Here is a 22,489-nt window from a genome sequence, read left to right as displayed (position 1 = left end):
GCTCCTGTTCGTCCGCCGCCGTCACCGCGCGGCCCCGGCGGCCGTGCGGCCGCGGATCTCTTTCCTGGTCTCCGGGGTGAGATGGCAGGCGGCGAGGTGCCGGTCCGTGCCGGAGACGGCCAGCAGCTCGGGCCGCTGCACCGTGCAACGCCCCTCGGGCACCCAGCCCTTGTAGGTGCAGCGCGGGTGGAAGGCGCAGCCGCCCGGAGGGTTGATCAGACTCGGTGGGGAGCCGGCGATCGGGTTCAGCCGCCGGTCGACGTCACCGGTGAGGTGCGGCATCGATTCCAGCAGACCCCAGGTGTAGGGGTGTTGGGGTGCTTTCAGCACGTCGCGCACGCTGCCGTACTCGATCCTGCGGCCGCCGTACATCACCAGGATGTCGTCGGCGACGTCGGCCACCACGCCGAGGTCGTGGGTGATGAGGATGACGGCGGAGCCGAACTCCTCCTGCAGATCGCGGATCAGGTCCAGGATCTGCGCCTGGACGGTGACGTCCAGGGCGGTCGTGGGCTCGTCGGCGATCAGCAGCTCGGGGTCGCAGACCAGGGCCATGGCGATCATGGCGCGTTGCCGCATTCCGCCGGAGAACTGGTGCGGGTAGTCCTTCGCCCGCCGCTCCGGCTGCGGGATGCCGACTCTCTTCAGCATCTCCACGGCGCGCTCGCGGGCCTCCTTCTTGGACACCTTGTGGTGCACCTGGTAGGCCTCGGCGATCTGGGCGCCGACGGTGAAGTACGGGTGCAGGGCGGACAGGGGGTCCTGGAAGATCATGGAGACCGTCCTGCCGCGCAGTGCGCGCATCTCGCGCTCCGGGAGGGCGACGAGTTCCCTGCCCTCCAGCCGGATCTCGCCGGAGACCGTTGCGCGGGTGCCCTTGTGCAGCCCCAGCAGGGCCAGCGAGGTCACCGACTTTCCCGATCCGGACTCGCCGACGATACCGAGGGTGCTGCCCTTCTCCAGGGTGAAGGAGACGCCGTCGACGGACTTGACGACGCCGTCCTCGGTGGGGAAGTGCACGCGCAGGTCCCGTACGTCGAGGAAGGGGGAGGACGCGGGCGCGAGGTCCGCGGGCTGGGGAGAGGTCTGCAGGGACACTGGGCTTTCCTTACGCGGCTGTCGGGCTCAGGCGAGGCGTACGCGGGGGTCGACGAGGCCGTACACCACGTCGACGACCACGTTGGCGAGCACGACGAAGGTGGCGGCGAAGAGTGTGGTGCCGAGGATGACCGGCAGGTCGGAGTTCTGCACCGAGTCCACCGCGAGCTTGCCGATGCCGTTGATGCCGAACACCGACTCGGTGATGACCGCGGAGCCGCCGATCAGGGAGCCGACGTCCATGCCGAAGATGGTGATGATCGGGGTGATCGCGGCCCGCAGTCCGTGCTTGAGGACGACCTTCGCGGCCGGTAGTCCCTTGGCGCGGGCGGTGCGCATGTAGTCCTCGGCGAAGACGTCCAGCATGGAGGAGCGGGTGAGCCGGGTGTACATCGCGAGGTAGACGATGACGAGGGTGGCCCAGGGCAGGAGGAGCCCCTGGAACCATGCGGCCGGGTCCTGGGTGAACGGGGTGTAGCCGGCCGCGGGCAGGATCTGCCACTTGTCGACGAACAGGAACAGCAGCAGCAGACCGATGAAGTAGATCTGCACGGAGACGCCGACCAGGGCCAGTCCGACCGCCGCCTTGTCGGCGGCCCGGCCCCTGCGGACCGCGGCGACCGTGCCGAGGCCGACGCCGAGGACGACGAAGACCACCGCGGCACCGAGGCCGAGCGACAGGTCCGCCGGGAAGTCGCCCAGCAGGGTGGTGAGGACCGGCGTGTCGGTCTGGAAGGAGACCCCGAGGCAGGGCGCGCCGCAGTGCACCCGCACGCTCTGGTCGCCGAAGTCGCGGCCGACGAAGAGCCCCTTGAAGAACTCCCAGAACTGCGTCATGAAGCTCCGGTCGAGGCCCAGCGAGTGCCTGATCTCCACCAGTCGGGAGGGCGAGCAGGTCTTCCCGCAGGCCAGGAGCGCGGGGTCGGAGGGCAGCGCGAAGAAGATGACGAAGGTGATCACGGTGATCACCAGCAGGATCGCGGCCGCTGCCAGCAGGCGTCGGATGAGGTAACGAAACATGTCGCGCGGGGCCCTGACGTGAGGTGGGTGCCCGCCGGCCGGGGTCCGCCGGCGGGCCTGAGAGGGATGCGTCAGTGGGTGACGTAGACGTGCACCAGGCTCGGCTCGGCGAGGACGGCGTCCGGGATGACCCCGCCGACCTTGGAGCCCGCCAGTTCGCTGAAGTTCATGTACATCAGCGGGACCACGGCGGCGTCCTTCATGATCTGCTCGTCCAGGTTTCCGTAGGCGGTGTTGGCCTCGTTGATGCCCGTCATCTTGGAGATCTTGTCGATCTGCGCGTTGACCTTCGGGTCGTTCAGGTACGACAGGTCCTGGTTGGACTGCGGCAGCTTCGCGATCTGCCGTCCGTCGAACAGCACGGGCAGCACGGTGGAGGCGTTCGGCCAGTCCGCGATCCAGTCGCCCCAGGTCAGGTCGTACTGGTTCTTCACGTTGTCGATGGTGCTGAAGTAATTCGCCTTGTCGATCGGGGTGATGTTGACGGTGACGCCGATCTTGCCCAGCGAGGTCTTCACCGCGTCGGCGAAGTGCTCCTGCGTGGTGTTGTTCTCCACCGCGAGCGACATGGTCGGCTTGGGGTTGCCGGCCTGCTTCATCAGCGCCTTGGCCTTGGTGAGGTCACCGGCCGGGTTCGTGCTGTAGAGGTTGAACTTCTTGTAGCCGTCGATGCCGGGGCTCAGCATCGTGCTCGCGTAGTCCCCGTACGCCGAACCGCCGAAGGCGCCGCGCACGGTGGTCTTGTCGATCGCGTCCTCGATCGCCTGGCGGACCCGGATGTCCTTGACCCGGGTGGTGTTGATCGCCAGGTAGTTGATGCCCGGGGCCGGGATCTTGTAGAAACGCGACTTGAGCGACGAATCGCTCGCGATCGACGTCAGGTCGGAGCCCGCTATCGGCCACTGCATGATCGAGGTCTGGGCGGTGCCCGCGTCGGACTTGATCTGCTGGTCGATGGCGGACTGGTCCTGCCCGAACTTCACGTCCATCTCGTCGACGTTCTGCTGCCGGATCGGGTCGGTCGACTGGACCCAGTGCGGGTTCTTGACGAGGACGAGTTCCTTGTTCTTGGTGTACGACTTGATCATGTAAGGCCCGTCGGACCAGACGTGCGTGTCATAAGTGGCGCCTGTGTCGTGCGCCTTGGGCACCGCCGACCACGCGGGCATGGCGGTCGTCTGGCTGAAGTCGGCGACCGGCTGGTTCAGATGGAAGGCGATCGTGTACTTGTCCGGCGTCTGGATGGAGGCGAGTTGCTGCCCCTTGTAAGGGCCCTTGTACGTGGAGCCGCCCACCAGCCACTGACTGGCGTACGGCGGGCCGCCGTTGATGTCGGGGGAGAAGGTCCGCTCGACGCCGTACTTGACGTCCTGTGCGGTGACCTCGGTGCCGTCCTGCCACTTGATCCCGTGGCGCAGGTGGAAGGTCCACACAGTGGCGCCCTTGCTGGGCGTTCCGATGTCGGTGGCCAGGTCGCCGACCAGCTTCGGCGCCGAGCCCGTCTCGTCCCATCCGGTGAGGGTGCGGACGAACTCCTCGTCCATGCTCGAGCCCTGCGTCGTGTACACGCGCTGGGGGTCGAGGTGGTCGTAGTCCGCCTGGTTGAGGACGGTCAGCGTGCCCCCCTTCGTCGGGGAACCGCTGCCTGTGGTGCTGGAGGAGCCCCCGCAGGCGGTGGCCCCCAGGGCGATCGCCACGGCGGTGGCCGTGAGGGCGATCGAGCGCCTTCTGCGCGTCATGAGGTAACACTCCGTTCTATTACGGGCTCGGCTTCGGCGGCCCGCGGTGGGACCGTCCGGCCGGTGCTCAGAGGAAAACGCGTCAGCTACGGGCCGCGCGGGGATCGAGGGCGTCCCGGACGCCGTCTCCGAGGAGGTTGAGGGCCAGGACGAGGACGAGGAGCAGGACGCCGGGGATGAACAGGTACATCGGGTCCTGCAGGAAGAACTGGGAGGCGTCCGACAGCAGGGCTCCCCAGTCCGGGTTGGGCGGGATGACACCCACGCCCAGGTACGACAGGGCCGCCTCCGTGGTGATGTTCTGCGGGACGGCGAGCGCGAAGGAGATCAGGACCGGCGCCCACAGGTTCGGCAGCAGTTGCCGGAAGAGGATGTGCCGCCGGCCGGCGCTCATCAGCCGTGCCGCGTCGACGAACTCCCGTTCGCGCAGGGACAGCACCTGGCCGCGCACCAGGCGGGCGGTGTAGGCCCAGGCGAACACCGCGATGTTGAGGACGAGGACGAGCAGCCGGAGGTTCTCGTCGGTGCCGCCGTGGCTGTTGGTCTGCAGCGCGCTCTGGATGACCGGGGTGAGCGCGATGATGAACAGCAGCTGCGGGAAGGCCAGCATCACGTCCATCACTCGCGACAGCACGGAGTCGACCCAGCCGCCGGAGTAGCCCGCCGCCAGCCCGGCCACGACGCCGACGACGGTGGACAGCACGGCCGACGCGAAGCCGACGAAGAGCGAGGTGCGCAGGCCGTAGACGATACGGCCGAACAGGTCGTATCCCGTTCCCGGTTCGACCCCCAGCAGGTGGGTGAGGCTGATCCCTCCCAGCGATCCGTGCGGGAAGTTGCCCGTGTCCGGGTCGATCGCCTTTCCGTCCGGGGTGATGGGCCCCCAGCCGGTCAGCGCGGTGAGTACCGGGGCCAGCAGCGCGATCACGATGAACAGGACGGACACCACGAACGCGGCCATGGTGACCTTGTCCCGCCTGATGCGCTTCCAGGCCATGCGGGCCGGGGATCGTCCGGCGATGGCGGGGCCGTCGGAGCGAGGGCCGGGCGCCGGTTCGTCGACCGGAAGCGCGGTCGCCGAAGGGTAGGGAGTCGTCATGCGGATGTGCCCCTGAGTGAAAGGCATGGTCGGCGGCCGGGTGCCGGCGCCGTGAGACTGAGCGGACTCTCGCAACGCGCCGAGAGCCCGGTCAAGACGGATAAGGGGCAAAAAGGGGATTGTTTGCGCTTGTTGCCAAGAGTTGACGAGAGTGGGACGTTTCGTTAGCTCTGACATGGAGGTATTCGGACGGTCCCTTGGGGAGATCCGGGCCAACGTCTGCGTCGGGCGGCTCGTCCGGGCATGCCGAGGTCCCCGCCGTCACCAGGGAGCGGCGGGGAATGTCACCGCATGTCAGCCGATCGGAATCCCGTCTTCCAAATACAGCGCCGCCCCGCGCTCCCTGGCCCGTAGGGCCCAGCGCAGCCGTTCGTAGCGGACCGGCGGCAGCAGGTCGGCGGCCTCCTCCTCGGTGACGAAGCGCCAGTCGCGCAGCTCGGGCCCGGGCAGCAGGAGGCGTCCGGCATCGGCGGAGTCGAGGCGGCCGCCGTCGAAGAGGAGGCGCAAGCCGCCGTAGCCCGGAGGGGCGGGCGGTTCCCAGTCGACGACGAGCAGGCGGGGTACGTCGTCCAGGTGGATCCCGGTCTCCTCGGCGACCTCGCGCATGCCGGCGCGGGCGGGCGCCTCGCCCGGTTCGACGACGCCGCCGGGGAACTCCCAGCCGGCCTTGTAGGTGGGGTCGACGAGCAGTACCCGGTCCCGCTCGTCGAAGAGGAGAACGCCGGCCGCGAGGGTCTCGGCGGTCGGCTCGGGTGTCTGCACGATGTCGCAGACCGGCACCGTGCCGCTGTTCACGGCCTCGGCGATGCGGGCGGCGGCCTCGTACGGCGTGAGGGCGCTGGTGTCGATCGGATGGGCGTCGGCGGCGAGCCAGGTGGCGAGGGCGGCTCGGTACGGTTCTATGTGGTCGTACGACCACTGCCGTATGCGTATCTCTCCGTCGGAGAGGTCCGGCGGGACCTCGCGGTGGGCGATGCGTTCGCGCAGGATCGTTTCCGCCGGAGCGAGCAGGACATGCTGGACGCTGATCCGGCGCGCGGCGAGGCCGCCGAAGATCTCGTCGCGGTAGTCCTGCCGCAGGAGGGTCATGGGGACCACCAGGGTCCCGTCGAGCTCGGCGAGCATCGCGGCCGCCGTGTCGATCACCAGTCGTCGCCAGATCGGCAGGTCCTGGAAGTCGCCGACCTCGGCGAGGTGTTTGGGCGGCAGCAGGTGCGTGAGCGCTGCGCCGATGACCTCGGGGTCGAAGAGCATGCTGTTCGGGATCAGTTCGATCAGCTCCCGTGCGGTGGTGGTCTTCCCCGCACCGAACGCGCCGTTGATCCAAACGACGGTCACGTTTCCCCCTCTTCTGTTGGCCCCCTGTGGCTTGCCCGCTCCACCCTGCCACGGAAACCAGCCCCAGTTGAGGGCGCACGACATGTGGCGCCGGTGCCCCCTTTCTCGGGGGGCACCGGCGCCACGGTAGTGCTGTGCCGTACCTCGTCAGCCGTTCTGCCCGCGTGCCTTGTCGTCGACGGCCAGGCTGTCGTCGGGGATCGCGCGGTCGAGGTCGCTGAGGGTCTTGTCGGCGTCGGGGTGACCCAGCTCCTGGCCCAGGGCGTGGGACGGGGTGACCGCCGCGACGACGAAGCCGGTGGCGAGGGAGGCGATGGCGAGCATGCTGCGCTTCTTCATGCCGGGTTCAACTGGCGAACGGCGCGGGGGTCACGCCCGGTGTCGGAGTGATCACGGCGGTGTCGCCGATGCTCACGAACGGAGCCGGACCGTCCGCGGCGGCCGCCGCAGCCCCGGGGCCCGTTCGGTGGGGCCGGACGCGCCGCGCCGGCGCTGGACCAGGCCCTCGGCGGCCTCCGGCCATGCGGCGTGGTGGAAGGCGAAGCACTCGAGGCGCGTAGCGAGACATACAAAAGCTCGACCGACCCCTGTGGCCGGCCGAGCTCCCGAGTGAACGTTCCTGCGGAGGTCCGTCACACCCCCGCGGCGGTCGCGTCCGCCCGCCGGGTGAGCGCCGCCGCGGCCGCCCCCACCAGGCCCGCGTCCGTGCCCATCTGCGCGGGCGTCACCGTCAGACGCTGGACGAAGGACAGGGTCGCGTAGTCGCCGAGGGCCTTGCGCAGCGGCGTGAAGAGCACGTCGCCCGCCTTGCCGACACCGCCGCCGATGACGGCGATGTCGATCTCGACGAGGGTCGCGGTGGCCGCGATGCCGGCGGCCAGCGCCTGGGCGGCCCGCTCGAAGGAGGCCACGGCGACCGGATCGCCGGCCCGGGCCGCGGCGGCCACCGCGGCGGCGGAGGTGTCGCCGTCGGGGCCGGGCAGCCAGCCGTTCTCGATCGCCCGCCGAGCGATGTTCGGGCCGCTCGCGATGCGCTCCACGCAGCCGCGCGCGCCGCAGGGGCACGGGTCGCCGTCGAGGTCGACGCTGATGTGGCCGATGTGGCCCGCGTTGCCGGTCGGGCCGGGATGCAGCCGGCCCCCCAGGACCAGGCCGCCGCCGACGCCCGTCGAGACCACCATGCACAGTGCGTTGTCGTGGCCGCGGGCGGCGCCCTGCCAGTGCTCGGCGGCCGTGATCGCGACGCCGTCGCCGATCAGCTCGACGGGCAGCCCCCCGGTCACCGCCTGGACCCTCGGGACCAACGGGAAGTCGCGCCAGCCGGGCACGTTCACCGGGCTCACCGTGCCTGTGGAGGCGTCCACCGGGCCGGCGCTGCCGATGCCGAGGGCCGTGGCGCGACCCCACAGGGGCGCGGCGGTCAGCTCGCCGAGCACCTCCTCGACGGAGCGCATCACGGACTCGCCGTCCTCCTGTGCGGGCGTGGCGCGCTGGGCGCGGATCAGGATCCGGCCGTGGCCGTCCACCAGCGCTCCGGCGATCTTGGTGCCGCCGATGTCGAGCGCGGCCACGAGGTCGGTGTGCATGAGTGTGGGATCTCCCCGTCAGACGTGAGAACAACCAGAGAACAACCATGAGGAAAGCAGGCCGGTCTCGCGGTGGGGGCGCAGGCCGGAGATTGCGGTGGACAGTGTCCCCCGCATCTGACAACGTTGTCCAGGCTCTATGCTCGTCGGCACATCCTCATACAACATCATGACCGACGCATCCGAAGTGGACGACAGGACAGGACACCGCACCGTGCCCGAGACCCACCGCCGCGCAGACCGCCCCTCCGGGAGTCGTTACGGCAACCGTCCGACCATGAAGGACGTGGCCGCCCGTGCCGGTGTCGGACTCAAGACGGTCTCGCGGGTGGTGAACGGGGAGCCGGGTGTCACCCCGGAGACGGAGCGCCGTGTCCAGGAGGCCATCGACGCTCTCGGTTTCCGCCGCAACGACAGCGCCCGAGTGCTGCGCAAGGGTCGCACCGCCAGCATCGGGCTGGTCCTGGAGGACCTCGCCGACCCGTTCTACGGCCCGCTCAGCCGCGCGGTCGAGGAGGTGGCCCGCGCCCACGGCGCCCTGCTCATCAACGGTTCCAGCGCGGAGGACCCGGAGCGCGAGCAGGAGTTGGTGCTGGCGCTGTGCGCACGGCGGGTGGACGGGCTGGTGGTCATCCCGGCCGGGGACGACCACCGGTATCTGGAGCCCGAGCTGAAGGCGGGCGTGGCGACGGTGTTCGTGGACCGTCCGGCCGGGCACATCGACGCCGACGTGGTGGTCTCGGACAACTTCGGCGGCGCCCGCGACGGCGTGGCGCACCTCATCGCCCACGGGCACCGCCGGATCGGTTTCATCGGCGACATGCCCCGCATCCACACCGCCGCCGAGCGGCTGCGCGGCTACCGGGCCGCCATGGAGGACGCCGGCATCCCGGTGGAGGACTCCTGGATGTCGCTGGGCGTCACCGACCCCGAGCGCGTACGGCGGGCGGCCGAGGCGATGCTCTCCGGCCCCTCCCCCGTCACGGCGGTCTTCGCGGGCAACAACCGGGTGACGGTCACCGTGATCCGGGTCCTGGCCGAACAGGCCCGCCGCGTCGCCCTCGTCGGCTTCGACGACATCGAGCTCGCCGATCTGCTCCAGCCGGGCGTCACGGTCGTCGCCCAGGACGCGGCGGCCCTCGGCCGTACCGCCGCCGAGCGTCTCTTCCGCCAACTGGACGGCACCCTGATCACCCCGGAGCGGATCGAGCTGCCGACGCGGCTGATCACCCGGGGCTCGGGCGAGCTGCCGCCGGCGGACTGAGCCGCCCGTGGACCACCGCACACTGGAGGCGCTCGGCCTCGCCGAGGCGCCGCGCGATCACCCGCTGCTCTACCCCGGGGCGTGGCCGCGGGAGTCCGGGCTCCTCGACGGCGACCGGCTGCTGCCCCTCGACCTTCTCGTACACGAGGACCGCGTCCCCGTCCTGGCTGTCGGCTCCAACGCCAGCCCGGCCCAACTGCGGCACAAAATGGTCGAGTTCGGCATCTCCTCGCCCATCCCGATGGTCAGGGCCCGGGTCACCGGCATCGACGTGGGCGTCTCCGCGCACGTCAGCCGCATGGGATACGTCTCCGCATCGCCCTTCGAAGCGCCGGGTACCGTACGGGAGTTGTTCGTCATCTGGCTGGACGCCGAGCAGCTCGCGGTGGTCGACGCGAGCGAGGGCGTGCCGCTGCCGAACGGCAACTACGGCCGCGCCTGGCTGCCCGCGCGCGAGGTGCGGGTAGAGGTGGGCGCCGGAGTGACGCTGCCCGGCGTGCACGTGTACGTCAACCGGCACGGCGTCCTGCACAACGGCACCCCCGACGCCCCGCGTACGCATCCCGGCCAGCGGGCCCTGCTCACCGCACTCCTCGTGGGCTCCGTCCGGTTGAGGGAGCTGTTCGGGGTGACGCCCGAGGAGTTCTGTGTGCGGGCCCGGGGGGACCGGCTGCTGTGCGAGCGGGGCACGCGGCTGTTCAAGGAGGAGAAACGGGTGACGGCCTCCGGCCTGGAGCGGTACGTGCGGGTTCAGCAGACCGGGAGTCCGGGGACCGGCGCGTCGTTGTCGCCGCCCTTTATGTAGACATCGCTGACGAAGACGTTCGTGTTGCCGCTGTCGTCGTCCGTCTTGGCCCACCAGACGTTGGTCCACTCGCCGTACGTCTCGCGGCGGCCCAGGTTCTGCTGGCAGTAGAAGTAGTTGGTGCCCGCGTTGAGGACGCCGACCTCGGTGCCGTCGGCGGTGTAGGACTTGGCGGTGCGCCAGACGTTGCAGTCGTACTTGCCGTCGCCTATGTGCCAGCAGGAGGGGGCCGGGCTGGTCTCGCCGCCTCCGCCGCCCGGCGTGCCGCCGCCACCTGACGTGCCGCCACCGGTTGTGCCGCCGTCGGTGCCGCCTCCTGAGGACGTGCCGCCACCCGAGGTCTTGGTGGGGGACGGGGTGGTCCCATCGGCGGGCGTGGTCTCGGCCTTGTCGCCCGGCGCCTTCGTCGTGGTCGGGGTCTTGCCGTCGTCCTCCTCGGCGGGCTTGAGGTCGTCCGAGCGCTCGGCGTCGGTGCGGCCGGCTGTCGGCGGCGAGGCGGCGGAGGAGCCGGAGGTGGGCTGCGCGCCGGCTTCGGCCTCGCCCGTGTCGTTCAGCAGCGCGACGGTGGTTCCGGCCGCGGCCAGCACGACGGTGACGGCCGCGGCGGCGAGCAGGGCACGTCCCTTGCGGCGGGAGGAGCCGGTGGGGTGGGAGGAATGAGCGGCGGACATGGGGCCGGTGGCGGCCGGGTCCGGCCCGGGCGGGGTGGGGGCTGCGGAGCCAGGGGTGGGCGATCCGGCGTGGGCGGTCTGGCCGACGTGGCCGCTGTGAGCGGTCTGCCCAACGTGCCCGGCCTCGCCGACTTCGTCGGCATGCCCGATCGGGCCGACCGAACCAGTCGGACCACTCGCCCCCGGCGAACCAGCCGATCCGGTCGCGCCGGTGTGACCCGCCGGCCCATTCGGCCCAGTCTGCCCTGCGGCCCAAGTCTGCCCCGCAGGCCGGATCTCCCCCGCAGACCCGTCCAGCCCGTTCTGCCCCGCAGACCCGGTAGGCCCGTTCACAGCCGCAGACCCAGCGTTCCCCCCGGCAGACCCAGCAGTCCCCTTCCCCCACAGACCCGGCAGGCTCGTTTTCACCCGCAGACGGGACCTCGGTCGGCCTAAGGTGCCTCGGGACTCGGCTGCCGTCGACGACCGGGCTTCGTCCAGCCCCTTCTGCCCTGCAGACGCGACAGGCCCGCTGTCCCCCTTAGACCCAGCGGACTCGTTCACCCCCGCAGACCCAACAGGCCCGCTATCCCCCGCAGACCCTGGCGGCACCCCCGCAGACCCAACAGGCCCGTCCTCCCCCACCGCCCCGGAATCGCCGAAGCCGGAAGCCGCCGGTACGCCGGGGCCTGGAGTGCCCTGACCTGGACCGGGAGCCTCCGGTGCCCCCTGCTCCGGAGCTCCGAATCCCCGTGCCTCCAGCGTTCGCCGCTCTGAAGCGCCGGCCCTCTGAATCCCTGGCGCGCTCTGCCCCGCAGCCCCGAATTCCTGCCCGGCCGAATCCCTCGACTTCGCCGAACCCTCCGTCTCCCCCGATCCTGACGGCCCCGGCGCCCCGGTCCCCGGCGGTACCGCCGACACGCTCCGCTCCGGCTTCGTTGGCGTCGACCTTGGATCCGTCGTCGCCCGTAGCGTCGTTGTCGGCGTGTCCCGGGTGGATGCGTCCGCCACCGTCTGCAACAGCTCCCGCGCCTCGTCGGCCTCCGGGCGGCCCTCCGGTCGCTTGTCCAGCAGGCGCTTGAGGACGGGGCCCAGGGACCCGGCGAGGCGGGGTTCCGGGAGCGGCTCGGTGACGATCGCGGCGAGCGTGGAGTACGTCGACGTACGACGGAAGGGCGAACCGCCCTCGACGGCCGAGAACAGCGTGGCGCCCAGGGCCCAGATGTCGGAGGCCGGGCCCGGGTCGGCGCCTTGGGCGCGCTCGGGCGCCAAGTAGTCCAGGGAACCGACGAGTTCGCCGCTGCGGGTGAGGTGGGTGGCCGAACCGTCGCCCGGGTCTTCCATGGTGGCGATGCCGAAGTCCGTCAGGACGACGCGGCCCGAGCGGTCGAGCAGGATGTTGCCGGGCTTCACGTCGCGGTGCAGGACGCCGACGCTGTGGGCGGCGGCCAGCGCGTCCATGACCTCGGCGCCGATCCCGGCCACCTCGCGCGGGTCCAGGGTGCCCTTCTCGCGCAGCACGTCGTCCAGGGACGGCCCGTCCACCAGTTCCATCACGATCAGCGGACGGCCGTCGACCTCGGCCACGTCGTGCACGGACACGACGCCGGGATGACGCACCCGGGCCGCCGCGCGGGCCTCGCGCTGCATCCGCAGCCGCAGACCGGCGAGTTCGGGCCCGTCGGCGTCGGTGTAGGTGCGCAGCTCCTTGACGGCGACCTCACGGCCGAGCACCTCGTCGAGGGCCCGCCAGACCACGCCCATGCCGCCGCGTCCGAGCTGCGCCACGACGCGATAACGCCCGGCCAGCAGCCTCCCGGCCCCGTCCGCCCGCCCGTACTCCCCCGAAGACACCGCCGCCCCGTTCCTGTGACCCGTCCATGCGTGCCGTACAGATTACGTGGCAGGAGTGACAACGCCAGCCGGATGGTGACCCCGTGACAGGCCCGCTACTTGGCGGAGACCGTCAGATCGCCCCGGCGGGGCACGGCGAAGCCCTCGAGGTCGGCCCGGGTGAGGCCGGTCAGGCGGGCGACCTCGGCGATGTCGAGGGCGCCGCAGTCCAGGCCGCGCAGCAGGTAGCCGCTGAGTGCCTTGGCGGTGGCGGGTTCGTCCATGACGTCGCCGCCCATGCGGCCCGCGTAGCGGGCGAGGCGGCCGGCGGCCTGTTCGAAGCCCTCGCGGTAGAAGGCGAACACGGCCGCGTACCGGGTGGGGATGTGGCCCGGGTGCATGTCCCAGCCCTGGTAGTAGGCGCGGGCCAGGGCGCGGCGGGTGAGGCCGTAGTGCAGCCGCCAGGCGTCGTGGACCTTCGCGGTCGGACCGACGGGCAGGACGTTCGTCGAGCCGTCCGAGACGCGTACGCCGGTGCCGGCCGCCGCGACCTGCATGATCGCCTTGGCGTGGTCGGCGGCGGGGTGGTCGCTGGCTTGGTGGGCGGCGGAGACGCCGAGGCAGGCGCTGTAGTCGAAGGTGCCGTAGTGGAGGCCGGTGGCGCGGCCCTCGGCGGCCTGGATCATGCGGGCCACCGTCGCGGTGCCGTCGGCGGCGAGGATGGACTGGCTGGTCTCGATCTGGATCTCGAAGCCGATCCGGCCGGGTTCCAGCCCGCGCGCCTTCTCGAAGGCCTCAAGGAGCCGCACCATGGCGGTGACCTGCTCGGGGTACGTCACTTTCGGCAGCGTCAGCACCAGCCCGTCCGGCAGGCCGCCGGCCTCCATCAGGCCGGTGAGGAAGATGTCGAGGGTGCGGATGCCCCGGTCGCGGACGGGCGCCTCCATGCACTTCATGCGGATGCCCATGTACGGGGCAGCCGTGCCGTCCTCGTACGCCTGGGCGATCAGCCGCGCCGCACGGGCCGCCGTCTCGTCCTCCTCCGCGTCCGGGCGCGGACCGTAGCCGTCCTCGAAGTCGACGCGGAGGTCTTCGATGGGCTCGCGCTCCAACTTGGCCCGCACGCGCGCGTGGACGGGCTCGGCGAGTTCGCCGGAGAGGCCGAGGACGGCGGCGAAGGAGGCGGCGTCCGGGGCGTGTTCGTCCAGGGCGGCGAGGGCTCTGTCGCCCCATGAGCGGATGGTGTCGGCGGCGAAGGCGTCGCCGGGGACGTAGACGGTGTGGACGGGCTGGCGGGTGCCGGGGTCTCCGGGGTAGCGGCGCTCGAGTTCGGCGTCGACCGGCGCGAGGGAGGCGCTGATCTCCTCGCTGACGGCGCCCGCGAGGCTCGTCGCCACCTGCTCCTGCTGGCCCTGACCCATCCCACAGCCTCCCGTTTTCCGCTTTACGGAATCAACAATCCGTAGAACGAAGCTATCGGTCACTCTTCCCGCCGGTCAACACCGTCTTCCCTCTCGATCCACTCCGACATCTCGGCATGTTCACGTCTATCTGGCACCGTTTCCCTCACGTGCTCCACACATGTCACAGCGCATCCCGCACGACTCGCCCCGGAAGCCGCCACAGAAGGAGCCCCTGTGCGAAACCACAGCCGAGTCACGCGCCGCATGGGCCTGAAGACCGCGTTAGCCGCCACGATCTCCGTTCCCCTGTCCAGTACAGCACTCTCCCCCGCACCCGCCTCGGCGGACGAAAGCCTGAGCGGCCCCCTGGAGGTCATGTCCTTCAACCTCCGCTTCGCGAGCACCGCCGAACCCAACAGCTGGAACGTCCGCAGACCCGTGATGCGCGAACTGCTGCGCCGCGAGGGCCCGCACCTCGTCGGCACCCAGGAGGGCCTCTACCAGCAGGTGCGGGACATCGAGTCCGACCTCGGACCCCAATACGACTGGATCGGCACCGGACGCGCGGGCGGCAGCCGCGACGAGTTCATGGCGATCTTCTACGACACCCACCGCCTCGCCCCGCGGGAGTACGACCACTTCTGGCTCTCCGACACGCCCAACGTGGTCGGGTCGAACACCTGGGGCGGCGGCTCCATCCGGATGGTGACCTGGGTCCGCTTCCGTGATCTGCTCGACGGCGACCGGGAGTTCTACTTCCTCAACACCCACCTGGACAACGCCAGCCAGTACGCACGCGCGCGTGCCGCCACCCTGACCACCCAGCGGATCGCCGGGCTGAACCGCTCGCTCCCGCTCGTGGTGACCGGCGACTTCAACGTCGCCGCCCACAAGAACCCGGTCTACGACACGATGCTGGGCGCCGGCCTGGTCGACACCTGGGACACCGCGGCCGAGCGGAGCAAGCTGTACGCCACCTTCCACGGCTACAAGCCGCTGACGCCCGACGGCGACCGCATCGACTGGATCCTCGCCACGCCCGGCGTCCGGACGCACCGGGCCTCGATCAACACCTTCGCCCGGAACGGGCAGTTCCCGAGCGATCACCTGCCGGTGCAGGCGTCCCTGAGCCTGGGATGAGCCTGGGGCCCTTCTGCTGGATATCCGTGGAAGAAGGAGCGGCGTTCGGTGCGTGCTCTCGGCGTGCCGGGCGGAAGCCCTTGTAGCGGAGCTACCAGGGCTTTTGTCCGGTGCGGCGAGAGTGCGTGCCGGGCGTCGCGACGCCGCGGAGATCCAGCAGAAGGGCCCCAGGCCCCCGCGGCCGCCCAGGAAGCGGTCGCGGGGGCCTCGTACGCCCGAGCGCGGGATCAGCCCTTGCGGGTCTTGATCTCTTCGGTGAGCTGCGGGACGACGTCGAAGAGGTCGCCGACCACGCCGTAGTCGACGAGGTCGAAGATCGGGGCCTCGGCGTCCTTGTTGACCGCCACGATCGTCTTCGAGGTCTGCATGCCGGCCCGGTGCTGGATCGCGCCCGAGATGCCGGAGGCGATGTACAGCTGCGGGGAGACGGACTTGCCGGTCTGGCCGACCTGGTTGGTGTGCGGGTACCAGCCGGCGTCCACCGCGGCACGCGAGGCACCGACGGCCGCGCCGAGGGAGTCGGCGAGGGCCTCGATGATCGCGAAGTTCTCCGCGCCGTTGACGCCGCGGCCGCCGGAGACCACGATCGCGGCCTCGGTCAGCTCCGGACGGCCGGTCGACTCGCGCGGGGTGCGGGCGGTGACCTTGGTGCCGGTGGCCTTCTCGGAGAAGGTCACCTCCAGGGCCTCGACCGCGGCGTTGGCCGGGGCGGCCTCCACGGCGGCCGAGTTCGGCTTGACCGTGATGACCGGGGTGCCCTTGGCGGCGCGGGACTTGGTGGTGAAGGCGGCGGCGAACACCGACTGGGTGGCCACCGGGCCCTCGTCGCCGGACTCCAGGTCGATGGCGTCGGTGATGATGCCGGAGCCGATGCGCAGCGCCAGACGGGCGGCGATCTCCTTGCCCTCCGCGGAGGACGGGACCAGCACGGCGGCCGGGGAGACGGCCTCGTACGCGGCCTGCAGGGCGTCGACCTTCGGGACGACCAGGTAGTCGGCGTACTCGGCGGCGTCGTGGGTGAGGACCTTGACCGCGCCGTGCTCGGCGAGGGTGTCGGCGGTGTCGGCGGCGCCGTTGCCCAGCGCGACGGCGACCGGCTCGCCGATGCGGCGGGCCAGCGTCAGAAGCTCCAGGGTGGGCTTGCGGACGGCACCGTCCACGTGATCGACATAGACGAGAACTTCAGCCATGGGATTGCTCTCCTGCTTGGATAAGTTTGAGGGGCGGTCAGCGAACTACGAGCCTCAGATGAACTTCTGGCTCGCGAGGAATTCGGCGAGCTGCTTGCCGCCCTCGCCCTCGTCCTTGACGATCGTGCCGGCCGTGCGGGCCGGACGCTGCGCCGCGGAGTCCACGACCGTGTAGGAGCCCTCCAGGCCGACCTCCTCGGCCTCCAGGTCCAGATCCGACAGGTCCCAGGACTGCACCGGCTTCTTCTTGGCCGCCATGATGCCCTTGAAGGACGGGTACCGCGCCTCGCCCGACTGGTCGGTGACGGACACGACCGCCGGGAGAGAGGCTTCCAGCTGCTCGGACGCGGCGTCGCCGTCGCGGCGGCCCTTGACGGTGCCGTTCTCGACCGAGACCTCGGACAGCAGCGTGACCTGCGGTACCCCGAGGCGCTCCGCGAGCAGGGCGGGTACGACGCCCATGGTGCCGTCGGTGGAGGCCATGCCGGAGATCACCAGGTCGTAGCCGGCCTTCTCGATCGCCTTGGCCAGCACCAGGGAGGTGCCGATGGCGTCGGTGCCGTGCAGGTCGTCGTCCTCGACATGGATGGCCTTGTCGGCGCCCATGGACAGCGCCTTGCGCAGCGCGTCCTTGGCGTCCTCCGGGCCCACCGTCAGGATGGTGATCTCCACGTCGTCGTCGGAGTTCTCGGAGATCTGCAGCGCCTGCTCGACCGCGTACTCGTCGAGTTCGGAGAGCAGACCGTCCACGTCGTCCCGGTCGACGGTCAGGTCATCGGCGAAGTGCCGGTCGCCAGTGGCGTCGGGCACGTACTTCACAGTGACAACGATCCTCAAGCTCACGCCGGCTCTCCTACTGCATCGACATTTCTCTGCTGCCTCTTGCAGGCAGCATAGGCGCCCCAAGCGGCCGATCCCGGTCGGGGCGACCTGCGCTCCGACCGCAATATTACTCGTCAGTACACCCAGTTCGTTCCCGCTGAGCAAGCGCTTTGAACTGTGACCTTTGCAACGCAGCGTAATCGGAACTCGACGGCTTCGCACTCGACGACTTGGACGACGTGGACGACCTCACAGAAGAACGGGTGAGCCGATCAGTCCCGCAGGCCGTGGAACCGACCCTGGTGGTAGAGCAGCGGACGGCCGGGGCCGGTGGAGTCGCCGAGGACGACCTCGGCCACCACGATGCGGTGGTCGCCGGCCGGCACGCGTCCGGCGATCCGGCACACCAGCCAGGCCGGGACGTCGTCGAGGACGGGAACGCCCTCGGGGCCCTCGTGCCAGGAGGTCGCCGGACCGAAGCGGTCGGCGCCGCTGCGGGCGAAGGTGGCGGCCAGGTCCTGCTGGTGCTCGCCGAGTATGTGCACGCCGACGTGGTCGGCCTCGGATATCGCGGGCCAGCTCGAGGCACCCGTGCCGATGCCGAAGGAGAGGAGCGGGGGTTCGGCGGAGACGGAGGTGAGGGAGGTGGCGGTGAAGCCGACCGGGCCGGCGTCGCCGCGCGCGGTGATCACGGCGACTCCGGCCGCGTGCCGCCGGAAGACCGAGCGCAGGAGGTCGGGGGAGGCGAGCCGAGGGGTGCCGAGGCCGGGCATGGCCGTCATGGAGTGGTCCTTCTGCGAGGAGTGGCGATCAGGTCCGTGGCTGCTCAACAGCCCGGACAGCGCGCGCTCGCGGTACGGGCCAGGTCGACATGGGCCCGCCCGAAGAGAAGGAGTTCCGAAGGCATACGGTCAGGCTGACGATAGGTGGTGTGCACAGTCAAGTACGTCCCGGAATATGGGAGATGCCTCACGCCGGCTCCACCGCCCTCACACCGCCTCCCCCAGCGCGGCGATCACATCGGCCTTGCGCGGCTGGCCGGTGGCACGCCGTACGACCCGGCCGCCGGCGTCCAGGACCAGCACGGTCGGGGTCTTGAGGATGTCGAGTTCGCGGACGAGGTCGAGGTGGTCCTCGGCGTCGATCTCCACGTGGGTCACGCCCGGGACCATGTCGGCCACCTCGCCCAGGACCCGTCGGGTCGCCCGGCAGGGGGCGCAGAATGCGCTGGAGAACTGGACGAGGGTGGCGCGCTCGCCGAGCGGCCCGCCCAGTTCGGCCGCGCCGAGCCGCTTTCCGTCGTCGCGCCCTCGCACCCGTACCCTCCCGCTCCGCCGCCGATGCAGCACTCCGTAGGCGCTCGCCATCGCGAGCACCGCCACGCACACCACGAGTCCGGTCATCTCCTGCACAAGCATTCACGAGACCGCAAAGATTCCCGGCTCCCCGAATCCGCCTCCACTGCGGAATGCTTGGTTCCCATGAACCCCATGGACATTGATGTGAGGGGGCCGCGCTTCGGTGCGGCCGTGACGACCGTCGTGCTGGCGGTCGTGCTGATCACGGGCAGCGTCTGGCTGCTGGCCTGGCAGACGCTGGCGTTCGCGCTGGGGGCGGCGGGCGGGGTGGGCCGTTCGCCGTACGGCTGGCTGTTCCGCAAGGCGCTGCGGCCGCGGATCGGGCCGCCGACCGAGTTCGAGGCGCCGGAACCGCCGCGGTTCGCGCAGGCGGTGGGGCTCGTCTTCGCGGGCGTCGGGCTCGTCGGCTACACGCTCGGGCCGGACTGGCTGGGACTCGCCGCCACCGGTGCGGCGCTCGCGGCCGCCTTCCTGAACGCGGCGTTCGGTTACTGCCTGGGGTGCGAGACGTACCTGCTGGCACGGCGGGCGACGCTGCGCGCGCAGTAAAGGCGCCTTAAAAAGCACGAGGTGGGTCATGGGAGTGGACGTGACGAGAATCTCGCCGTCGGCGGGCACCAGGACTGGCTACCCGTCCGTTCTTGGGGCACGATCTGCGAGATGCCGTAAACCTACGGCCGCGTAACTTTCCGCCTGGAGTCCCCTTCCCAGGCAGAGAAGGAAGGGCCCACACCGTCCATGGCAGAGCTTGTCTACCGTCCCGTCGTTGGTCTCGCCCAGGTGTTGTTCAAGGCGTGGGACCTCAAGATCGACTGCAAGGGTACGGAGAACATCCCCCGCTCGGGCGGTGCCGTGCTGGTGAGCAATCACATCAGCTACCTGGACTTCGTCTTCAACGGACTGGCGGCCCTCCCGCAGAAACGTCTCGTTCGCTTCATGGCGAAGGAGTCCGTCTTCCGCCACAAGATCTCCGGCCCTCTGATGCGCGGGATGAAGCACATCCCGGTCGACCGCGGGCAGGGTGAGGCGGCGTACGCGCACGCGCTGGACTCGCTGCGGTCCGGTGAGATCGTCGGGGTCTTCCCGGAGGCCACCATCTCGCCGTCGTTCACCCTGAAGAGCTTCAAGTCGGGTGCCGCGCGCCTGGCCCAGGATGCGGGCGTGCCCCTGATCCCGATGGCGGTGTGGGGCACGCAGCGGCTGTGGACCAAGGGCCACCCGCGCAACTTCAAGCGCAGCCACACCCCGATCACCATCCGGGTCGGCGAGGCGCTCGAGGCCTCCCGCGACAAGTACGCGGGCGCCATCACCCGGCAGCTGCGCGAGCGCGTCCAGGAACTCCTGGAGGCCGCCCAGCGCGCCTACCCGGTGCGCCCCAGGGACGCGAACGACACCTGGTGGATGCCGGCCCACCTCGGCGGCACCGCACCGACACCGGAAGAGGTCCGCGCGGCCGAGGCGCGCTGACACCCCCACGCTCCGCCCGGGCCAGGGCGCCGGAGGCCGGTCGGTCCTCGTGCGGGGCACGGCCGTCCAGGCGTACGGCGAGATGGCGGGCCGCGTCGTCGAGGAGTGCCGACCTGCCAGCGGTGCTGGGTCCGTTGACGAGCCCGTGGGCCTCGATGGCGACGTGCCTCAGAGTGCGATGGGAAGCGTCTTCCAGAGGTACGGCCGGTCGGGGGCTGCTTTGAGGACGCCGAGGACCGTCGGGTGCGGTTCGGCATACAGGACCGGATAGTCCAGCTCATTGGACTTCGGATCGGGCAGGAAGGCCAGACGCTCCCCATCGAGGGAGAACTGGGCGTCCACTCCCGGCTTGTTGCCCCGGGGATCCTGCCGATGCCAGGCCCCGTTGAACCGCACGGCGACCAGGCCGTGGACCACGTCGAACTTCTGGTAACACAGGGCGGTCGGGATGTCCTCGGCCCGCAGGAGCGCGGCGAGGACGTGGGCCTTGGCGTAGCAGATGCCGGTGCCCTGTTCCAGGACGTCGGAGGCGCGCCAGGTGACACGCGGGTCGCCCGAATCCTGGGAGTGGGGGATGGTGTCGCGGACGAATTCGAACGCCGCTCGCGCATACTCATACGAATCCGCCACTCCCTCAGCGAGCCTGGCGGCCGTCTCGCGGACGAGCGGATGATGGTGGTCGATCGCCTCATCAGCGGCCAAGTAGGCAGACAGGTCAGCGGTTTTCTGGATCAGCTGCATGTCGGCAGAGCATAGATATGCGATCACTCACACGTCAATCAATTTTCAAGCTAACGCATACCTATGCATTGCCAGTGGGAGGACCTCGGACAGGCCTAGCCGGCCATCTCCTCCTTCAGCGCCGCCACGAACGTGTCCACGTCCTCCTCCGTCGTGTCGAACGCGCACATCCAGCGCACGTCGCCCGCCGCCTCGTCCCAGAAGTAGAAGCGGAACCGCTGCTGCAGGCGCTCGCTCACGTCGTGCGGAAGGCGCGCGAAGACCGCGTTGGCCTGCACGGGGTAGAGGATCTCGACGCCGTGCACGGCCCGCACCCCCTCGGCCAGTCGCTGGGCCATCTCGTTGGAGTGGCGGGCGTTGCGCAGCCACAGGTCCCGGGCGAGCAGGGCCTCCAACTGCACGGACACGAAGCGCATCTTGGAGGCGAGCTGCATGGACAGCTTGCGCAGGTGCTTCATGTGGCTGACGGCGTCCTGGTTGATGACGACGACCGCCTCACCGAACAGCGCGCCGTTCTTCGTGCCGCCCAGGGAGAGGATGTCCACGCCCACGGCGTTGGTGAACGTCCGCATCGGCACGTTCAGGGAGGCCGCCGCGTTGGCTATGCGGGAGCCGTCCAGGTGGACCTTCATGCCGCGGGCGTGGGCGTGGTCGCAGATCGCGCGGATCTCGTCCGGTGTGTAGACCGTGCCCAGTTCGGTGGCCTGGGTGATCGAGACGACCTGCGGCATCGCCCGGTGCTCGTCCTCCCAGCCGTACGCCTGCCGGTCGATCAGCTCGGGCGTGAGCTTGCCGTCGGGCGTGGGCACGGTGAGCAGTTTCAGGCCGCCCATGCGTTCGGGGGCGCCGCCCTCGTCGACGTTAATGTGCGCGCTGTCGGCGCAGATCACCGCGCCCCAGCGGTCGGTGACCGCCTGGAGGGCGACGACGTTGGCGCCGGTGCCGTTGAAGACCGGGAACGCCTCGGCCGTGGCGCCGAAGTGGCTGCGGACGATCCGTTGGAGGTTCTCGGTGTAGACGTCCTCGCCGTACGCGACCTGGTGCCCGCCGTTGGCCAGGGCCAGGGCCGCGAGCACCTCCGGGTGGGCCCCGGCGTAGTTGTCGCTGGCGAAACCGCGGACCTCCGGGTCGTGGTGGCGACGCGCGTCGGTCTTGGGCGGGTTCACGGCTTCTCGGTCAGCCACAGACGTTTTCCGTTCACTTCGGCGGCGGGCTTCTCCCAGACCCCGACGATGGCCTCGGCCAGGTCCTTGACGTCGGTGAAGCCCGCGAACTTCGCGTTGGGGCGCTCGGCGCGCATGGCCTCGTGCACCAGTGCCTTCACCACCAGGATCGCAGCCGCCGACGTCGGTCCCCCGGCTCCCCCGGCCTTGCGGAAGTAGTCGGCCATGGCCAGCGTCCACGCCTCGGCGGCGGCCTTGGCGGCGGCGTAGGCGGCGTTGCCCGCGGTGGGCCTGCTCGCGCCCTCGGCGCTGATCAGGACGTACCGGCCGCGGTCGCTGCGCTGCAACCCCTCGTGGAAGGCGAGGGAGGTGTGCTGGACGGTGCGCACGAGCAGCATCTCCAGGAAGTCCCAGTCGTCCAGGCTCGTCCTGGTGAAGGTCTCGCTGCCGCGCCAGCCGCCGACGAGATGGACCAGCCCGTCGACGCGGCCGAAGTCCTTCTCGACGCGGGTGGCCCACTCGTGGGCCGCCTTCAGGTCGAGCAGGTCGACCGTGTCACCCGTGACGGTCGCGCCGCCGTGCGCGTAGCTCGCCGCGTCCACGGCCTCGGCCAGGCGCTCGGGGTCGTTGTCCGAGCCGATGACGGTAGCGCCCGCCTCGGCGAGCCGGAGCAGTGTCGCCCGCCCGGCGGGTCCGCCCGCGCCGGCCACCGCGATCACCGCACCGCTGAGAGCCCCGTTCCCCATGGTCTTCGCCTCCTGAGCAGTGTCCGT

Annotated in this window: 20 protein-coding genes and 1 pseudogene; 5 read left to right on the top strand and 16 right to left on the bottom strand. The window is 70.5% G+C overall.

Translation table 11 applies throughout. From position 1 onward, the window contains the following. Window positions 1–21 precede the first annotated feature (21 nt). From Q4V64_RS48785 to Q4V64_RS48755, 7 genes are all read right to left on the bottom strand, one after another. Window positions 22–1,098 (bottom strand): ABC transporter ATP-binding protein, encoded by a 1,077-nt coding sequence (locus Q4V64_RS48785; RefSeq protein ID WP_124444514.1) that lies wholly within the window; start codon window positions 1,096–1,098, stop codon window positions 22–24. 27 nt (window positions 1,099–1,125) lie between these two features. Next, window positions 1,126–2,118: an ABC transporter permease gene (locus Q4V64_RS48780; protein ID WP_124444513.1), complete on the bottom strand. Its 993-nt coding sequence runs from the start codon at window positions 2,116–2,118 to the stop codon at window positions 1,126–1,128. Between the two features lie 71 nt (window positions 2,119–2,189). Continuing rightward, on the bottom strand, window positions 2,190–3,857 hold the full coding sequence (locus Q4V64_RS48775) for an ABC transporter substrate-binding protein (RefSeq protein ID WP_124444512.1): 1,668 nt from the start codon (window positions 3,855–3,857) through the stop codon (window positions 2,190–2,192). 82 nt (window positions 3,858–3,939) lie between these two features. After that, on the bottom strand, window positions 3,940–4,956 hold the full coding sequence (locus tag Q4V64_RS48770) for an ABC transporter permease (protein WP_124444511.1): 1,017 nt from the start codon (window positions 4,954–4,956) through the stop codon (window positions 3,940–3,942). Between the two features lie 294 nt (window positions 4,957–5,250). Further along, window positions 5,251–6,294: an NUDIX domain-containing protein gene (locus tag Q4V64_RS48765; protein WP_124444510.1), complete on the bottom strand. Its 1,044-nt coding sequence runs from the start codon at window positions 6,292–6,294 to the stop codon at window positions 5,251–5,253. 147 nt (window positions 6,295–6,441) lie between these two features. Next, window positions 6,442–6,633: a hypothetical protein gene (locus Q4V64_RS48760; RefSeq protein WP_124444509.1), complete on the bottom strand. Its 192-nt coding sequence runs from the start codon at window positions 6,631–6,633 to the stop codon at window positions 6,442–6,444. 293 nt (window positions 6,634–6,926) lie between these two features. Further along, window positions 6,927–7,880 carry an ROK family protein gene (locus Q4V64_RS48755; RefSeq protein ID WP_124444508.1) on the bottom strand — a complete coding sequence of 318 codons (954 nt, stop codon included), beginning with the start codon at window positions 7,878–7,880 and terminating at the stop codon, window positions 6,927–6,929. 169 nt (window positions 7,881–8,049) lie between these two features. Here Q4V64_RS48755 and Q4V64_RS48750 point away from each other — a divergent pair, with 169 nt between their 5' ends. Both Q4V64_RS48750 and Q4V64_RS48745 read left to right on the top strand, forming a co-directional pair. Further along, window positions 8,050–9,144: a LacI family DNA-binding transcriptional regulator gene (locus tag Q4V64_RS48750; protein ID WP_172629528.1), complete on the top strand. Its 1,095-nt coding sequence runs from the start codon at window positions 8,050–8,052 to the stop codon at window positions 9,142–9,144. 7 nt (window positions 9,145–9,151) lie between these two features. Beyond that, window positions 9,152–9,949 carry a hypothetical protein gene (locus tag Q4V64_RS48745; RefSeq protein WP_124444507.1) on the top strand — a complete coding sequence of 266 codons (798 nt, stop codon included), beginning with the start codon at window positions 9,152–9,154 and terminating at the stop codon, window positions 9,947–9,949. A 1,532-nt stretch (window positions 9,950–11,481) separates the two neighbouring features. Here Q4V64_RS48745 and Q4V64_RS55815 read toward each other — a convergent pair. Together Q4V64_RS55815 and Q4V64_RS48735 are read right to left on the bottom strand one after the other, a co-directional pair. Further along, window positions 11,482–12,453, bottom strand: a pseudogene (locus Q4V64_RS55815) (serine/threonine-protein kinase); the annotation flags it as partial. 95 nt (window positions 12,454–12,548) lie between these two features. After that, window positions 12,549–13,853 carry an aldolase/citrate lyase family protein gene (locus tag Q4V64_RS48735; RefSeq protein ID WP_124444506.1) on the bottom strand — a complete coding sequence of 435 codons (1,305 nt, stop codon included), beginning with the start codon at window positions 13,851–13,853 and terminating at the stop codon, window positions 12,549–12,551. A 216-nt stretch (window positions 13,854–14,069) separates the two neighbouring features. On the opposite strand from Q4V64_RS48735, the gene Q4V64_RS48730 reads away from it, so the two are divergent. Then, window positions 14,070–14,975: an endonuclease/exonuclease/phosphatase family protein gene (locus Q4V64_RS48730; protein ID WP_172629527.1), complete on the top strand. Its 906-nt coding sequence runs from the start codon at window positions 14,070–14,072 to the stop codon at window positions 14,973–14,975. A 227-nt stretch (window positions 14,976–15,202) separates the two neighbouring features. Here Q4V64_RS48730 and Q4V64_RS48725 read toward each other — a convergent pair whose 3' ends face one another. The 4 genes from Q4V64_RS48725 to Q4V64_RS48710 form a co-directional block, all read right to left on the bottom strand. Beyond that, complete coding sequence (locus tag Q4V64_RS48725; protein ID WP_124444505.1) at window positions 15,203–16,165, bottom strand: electron transfer flavoprotein subunit alpha/FixB family protein; 963 nt, start codon at window positions 16,163–16,165, stop codon at window positions 15,203–15,205. Between the two features lie 54 nt (window positions 16,166–16,219). Continuing rightward, window positions 16,220–17,008 carry an electron transfer flavoprotein subunit beta/FixA family protein gene (locus Q4V64_RS48720; RefSeq protein WP_124444504.1) on the bottom strand — a complete coding sequence of 263 codons (789 nt, stop codon included), beginning with the start codon at window positions 17,006–17,008 and terminating at the stop codon, window positions 16,220–16,222. Between the two features lie 251 nt (window positions 17,009–17,259). Beyond that, complete coding sequence (locus Q4V64_RS48715; protein WP_124444503.1) at window positions 17,260–17,769, bottom strand: flavin reductase family protein; 510 nt, start codon at window positions 17,767–17,769, stop codon at window positions 17,260–17,262. A gap of 207 nt (window positions 17,770–17,976) precedes the next feature. Then, complete coding sequence (locus Q4V64_RS48710) at window positions 17,977–18,390, bottom strand: thioredoxin family protein (protein ID WP_124444546.1); 414 nt, start codon at window positions 18,388–18,390, stop codon at window positions 17,977–17,979. A gap of 87 nt (window positions 18,391–18,477) precedes the next feature. Between Q4V64_RS48710 and Q4V64_RS48705 the strand changes: the two genes are divergently transcribed. Both Q4V64_RS48705 and Q4V64_RS48700 read left to right on the top strand, forming a co-directional pair. After that, entirely contained in the window at window positions 18,478–18,894 is a 417-nt protein-coding gene (locus Q4V64_RS48705; RefSeq protein WP_124444502.1) for a DUF4395 domain-containing protein, read from the top strand. 189 nt (window positions 18,895–19,083) lie between these two features. Further along, entirely contained in the window at window positions 19,084–19,812 is a 729-nt protein-coding gene (locus Q4V64_RS48700) for a lysophospholipid acyltransferase family protein (RefSeq protein ID WP_124444501.1), read from the top strand. A gap of 168 nt (window positions 19,813–19,980) precedes the next feature. Here the strand turns inward: Q4V64_RS48700 and Q4V64_RS48695 are convergent, their stop codons facing one another. The 3 genes from Q4V64_RS48695 to Q4V64_RS48685 all read right to left on the bottom strand — a co-directional run bounded on the left by Q4V64_RS48695 (window position 19,981) and on the right by Q4V64_RS48685 (window position 22,462). Beyond that, window positions 19,981–20,553, bottom strand: coding sequence for a transglutaminase family protein (locus Q4V64_RS48695; protein WP_124444500.1), 573 nt, complete (start codon window positions 20,551–20,553; stop codon window positions 19,981–19,983). A gap of 95 nt (window positions 20,554–20,648) precedes the next feature. Then, entirely contained in the window at window positions 20,649–21,719 is a 1,071-nt protein-coding gene (locus tag Q4V64_RS48690; protein ID WP_124444545.1) for a low specificity L-threonine aldolase, read from the bottom strand. Then, on the bottom strand, window positions 21,716–22,462 hold the full coding sequence (locus Q4V64_RS48685) for an SDR family NAD(P)-dependent oxidoreductase (protein ID WP_124444499.1): 747 nt from the start codon (window positions 22,460–22,462) through the stop codon (window positions 21,716–21,718). The genes Q4V64_RS48690 and Q4V64_RS48685 overlap by 4 nt, the downstream gene beginning before the upstream one ends. Window positions 22,463–22,489 lie beyond the last annotated feature (27 nt).

The sequence above is a fragment of the Streptomyces sp. NL15-2K genome (genome assembly GCF_030551255.1).
GTDB lineage: Bacteria > Actinomycetota > Actinomycetes > Streptomycetales > Streptomycetaceae > Streptomyces.
Note: the sequence above shows the minus strand (reverse complement) of the source record. Positions and strands in the feature narration are given on the sequence as shown.

Coding starts and splice junctions, on each gene's coding strand:
- Q4V64_RS48780 (WP_124444513.1), bottom strand. CDS start 2,118: ATGTTTCGTTACCTCATCCGACGCCTGCTGGCAGCGGCCGCGATCCTG.
- Q4V64_RS48775 (WP_124444512.1), bottom strand. CDS start 3,857: ATGACGCGCAGAAGGCGCTCGATCGCCCTCACGGCCACCGCCGTGGCG.
- Q4V64_RS48770 (WP_124444511.1), bottom strand. CDS start 4,956: ATGACGACTCCCTACCCTTCGGCGACCGCGCTTCCGGTCGACGAACCG.
- Q4V64_RS48760 (WP_124444509.1), bottom strand. CDS start 6,633: ATGAAGAAGCGCAGCATGCTCGCCATCGCCTCCCTCGCCACCGGCTTC.
- Q4V64_RS48755 (WP_124444508.1), bottom strand. CDS start 7,880: ATGCACACCGACCTCGTGGCCGCGCTCGACATCGGCGGCACCAAGATC.
- Q4V64_RS48750 (WP_172629528.1), top strand. CDS start 8,050: ATGACCGACGCATCCGAAGTGGACGACAGGACAGGACACCGCACCGTG.
- Q4V64_RS48735 (WP_124444506.1), bottom strand. CDS start 13,853: ATGGGTCAGGGCCAGCAGGAGCAGGTGGCGACGAGCCTCGCGGGCGCC.
- Q4V64_RS48725 (WP_124444505.1), bottom strand. CDS start 16,165: ATGGCTGAAGTTCTCGTCTATGTCGATCACGTGGACGGTGCCGTCCGC.
- Q4V64_RS48715 (WP_124444503.1), bottom strand. CDS start 17,769: ATGACGGCCATGCCCGGCCTCGGCACCCCTCGGCTCGCCTCCCCCGAC.
- Q4V64_RS48710 (WP_124444546.1), bottom strand. CDS start 18,390: ATGACCGGACTCGTGGTGTGCGTGGCGGTGCTCGCGATGGCGAGCGCC.
- Q4V64_RS48705 (WP_124444502.1), top strand. CDS start 18,478: ATGGACATTGATGTGAGGGGGCCGCGCTTCGGTGCGGCCGTGACGACC.
- Q4V64_RS48700 (WP_124444501.1), top strand. CDS start 19,084: ATGGCAGAGCTTGTCTACCGTCCCGTCGTTGGTCTCGCCCAGGTGTTG.
- Q4V64_RS48695 (WP_124444500.1), bottom strand. CDS start 20,553: ATGCAGCTGATCCAGAAAACCGCTGACCTGTCTGCCTACTTGGCCGCT.
- Q4V64_RS48685 (WP_124444499.1), bottom strand. CDS start 22,462: ATGGGGAACGGGGCTCTCAGCGGTGCGGTGATCGCGGTGGCCGGCGCG.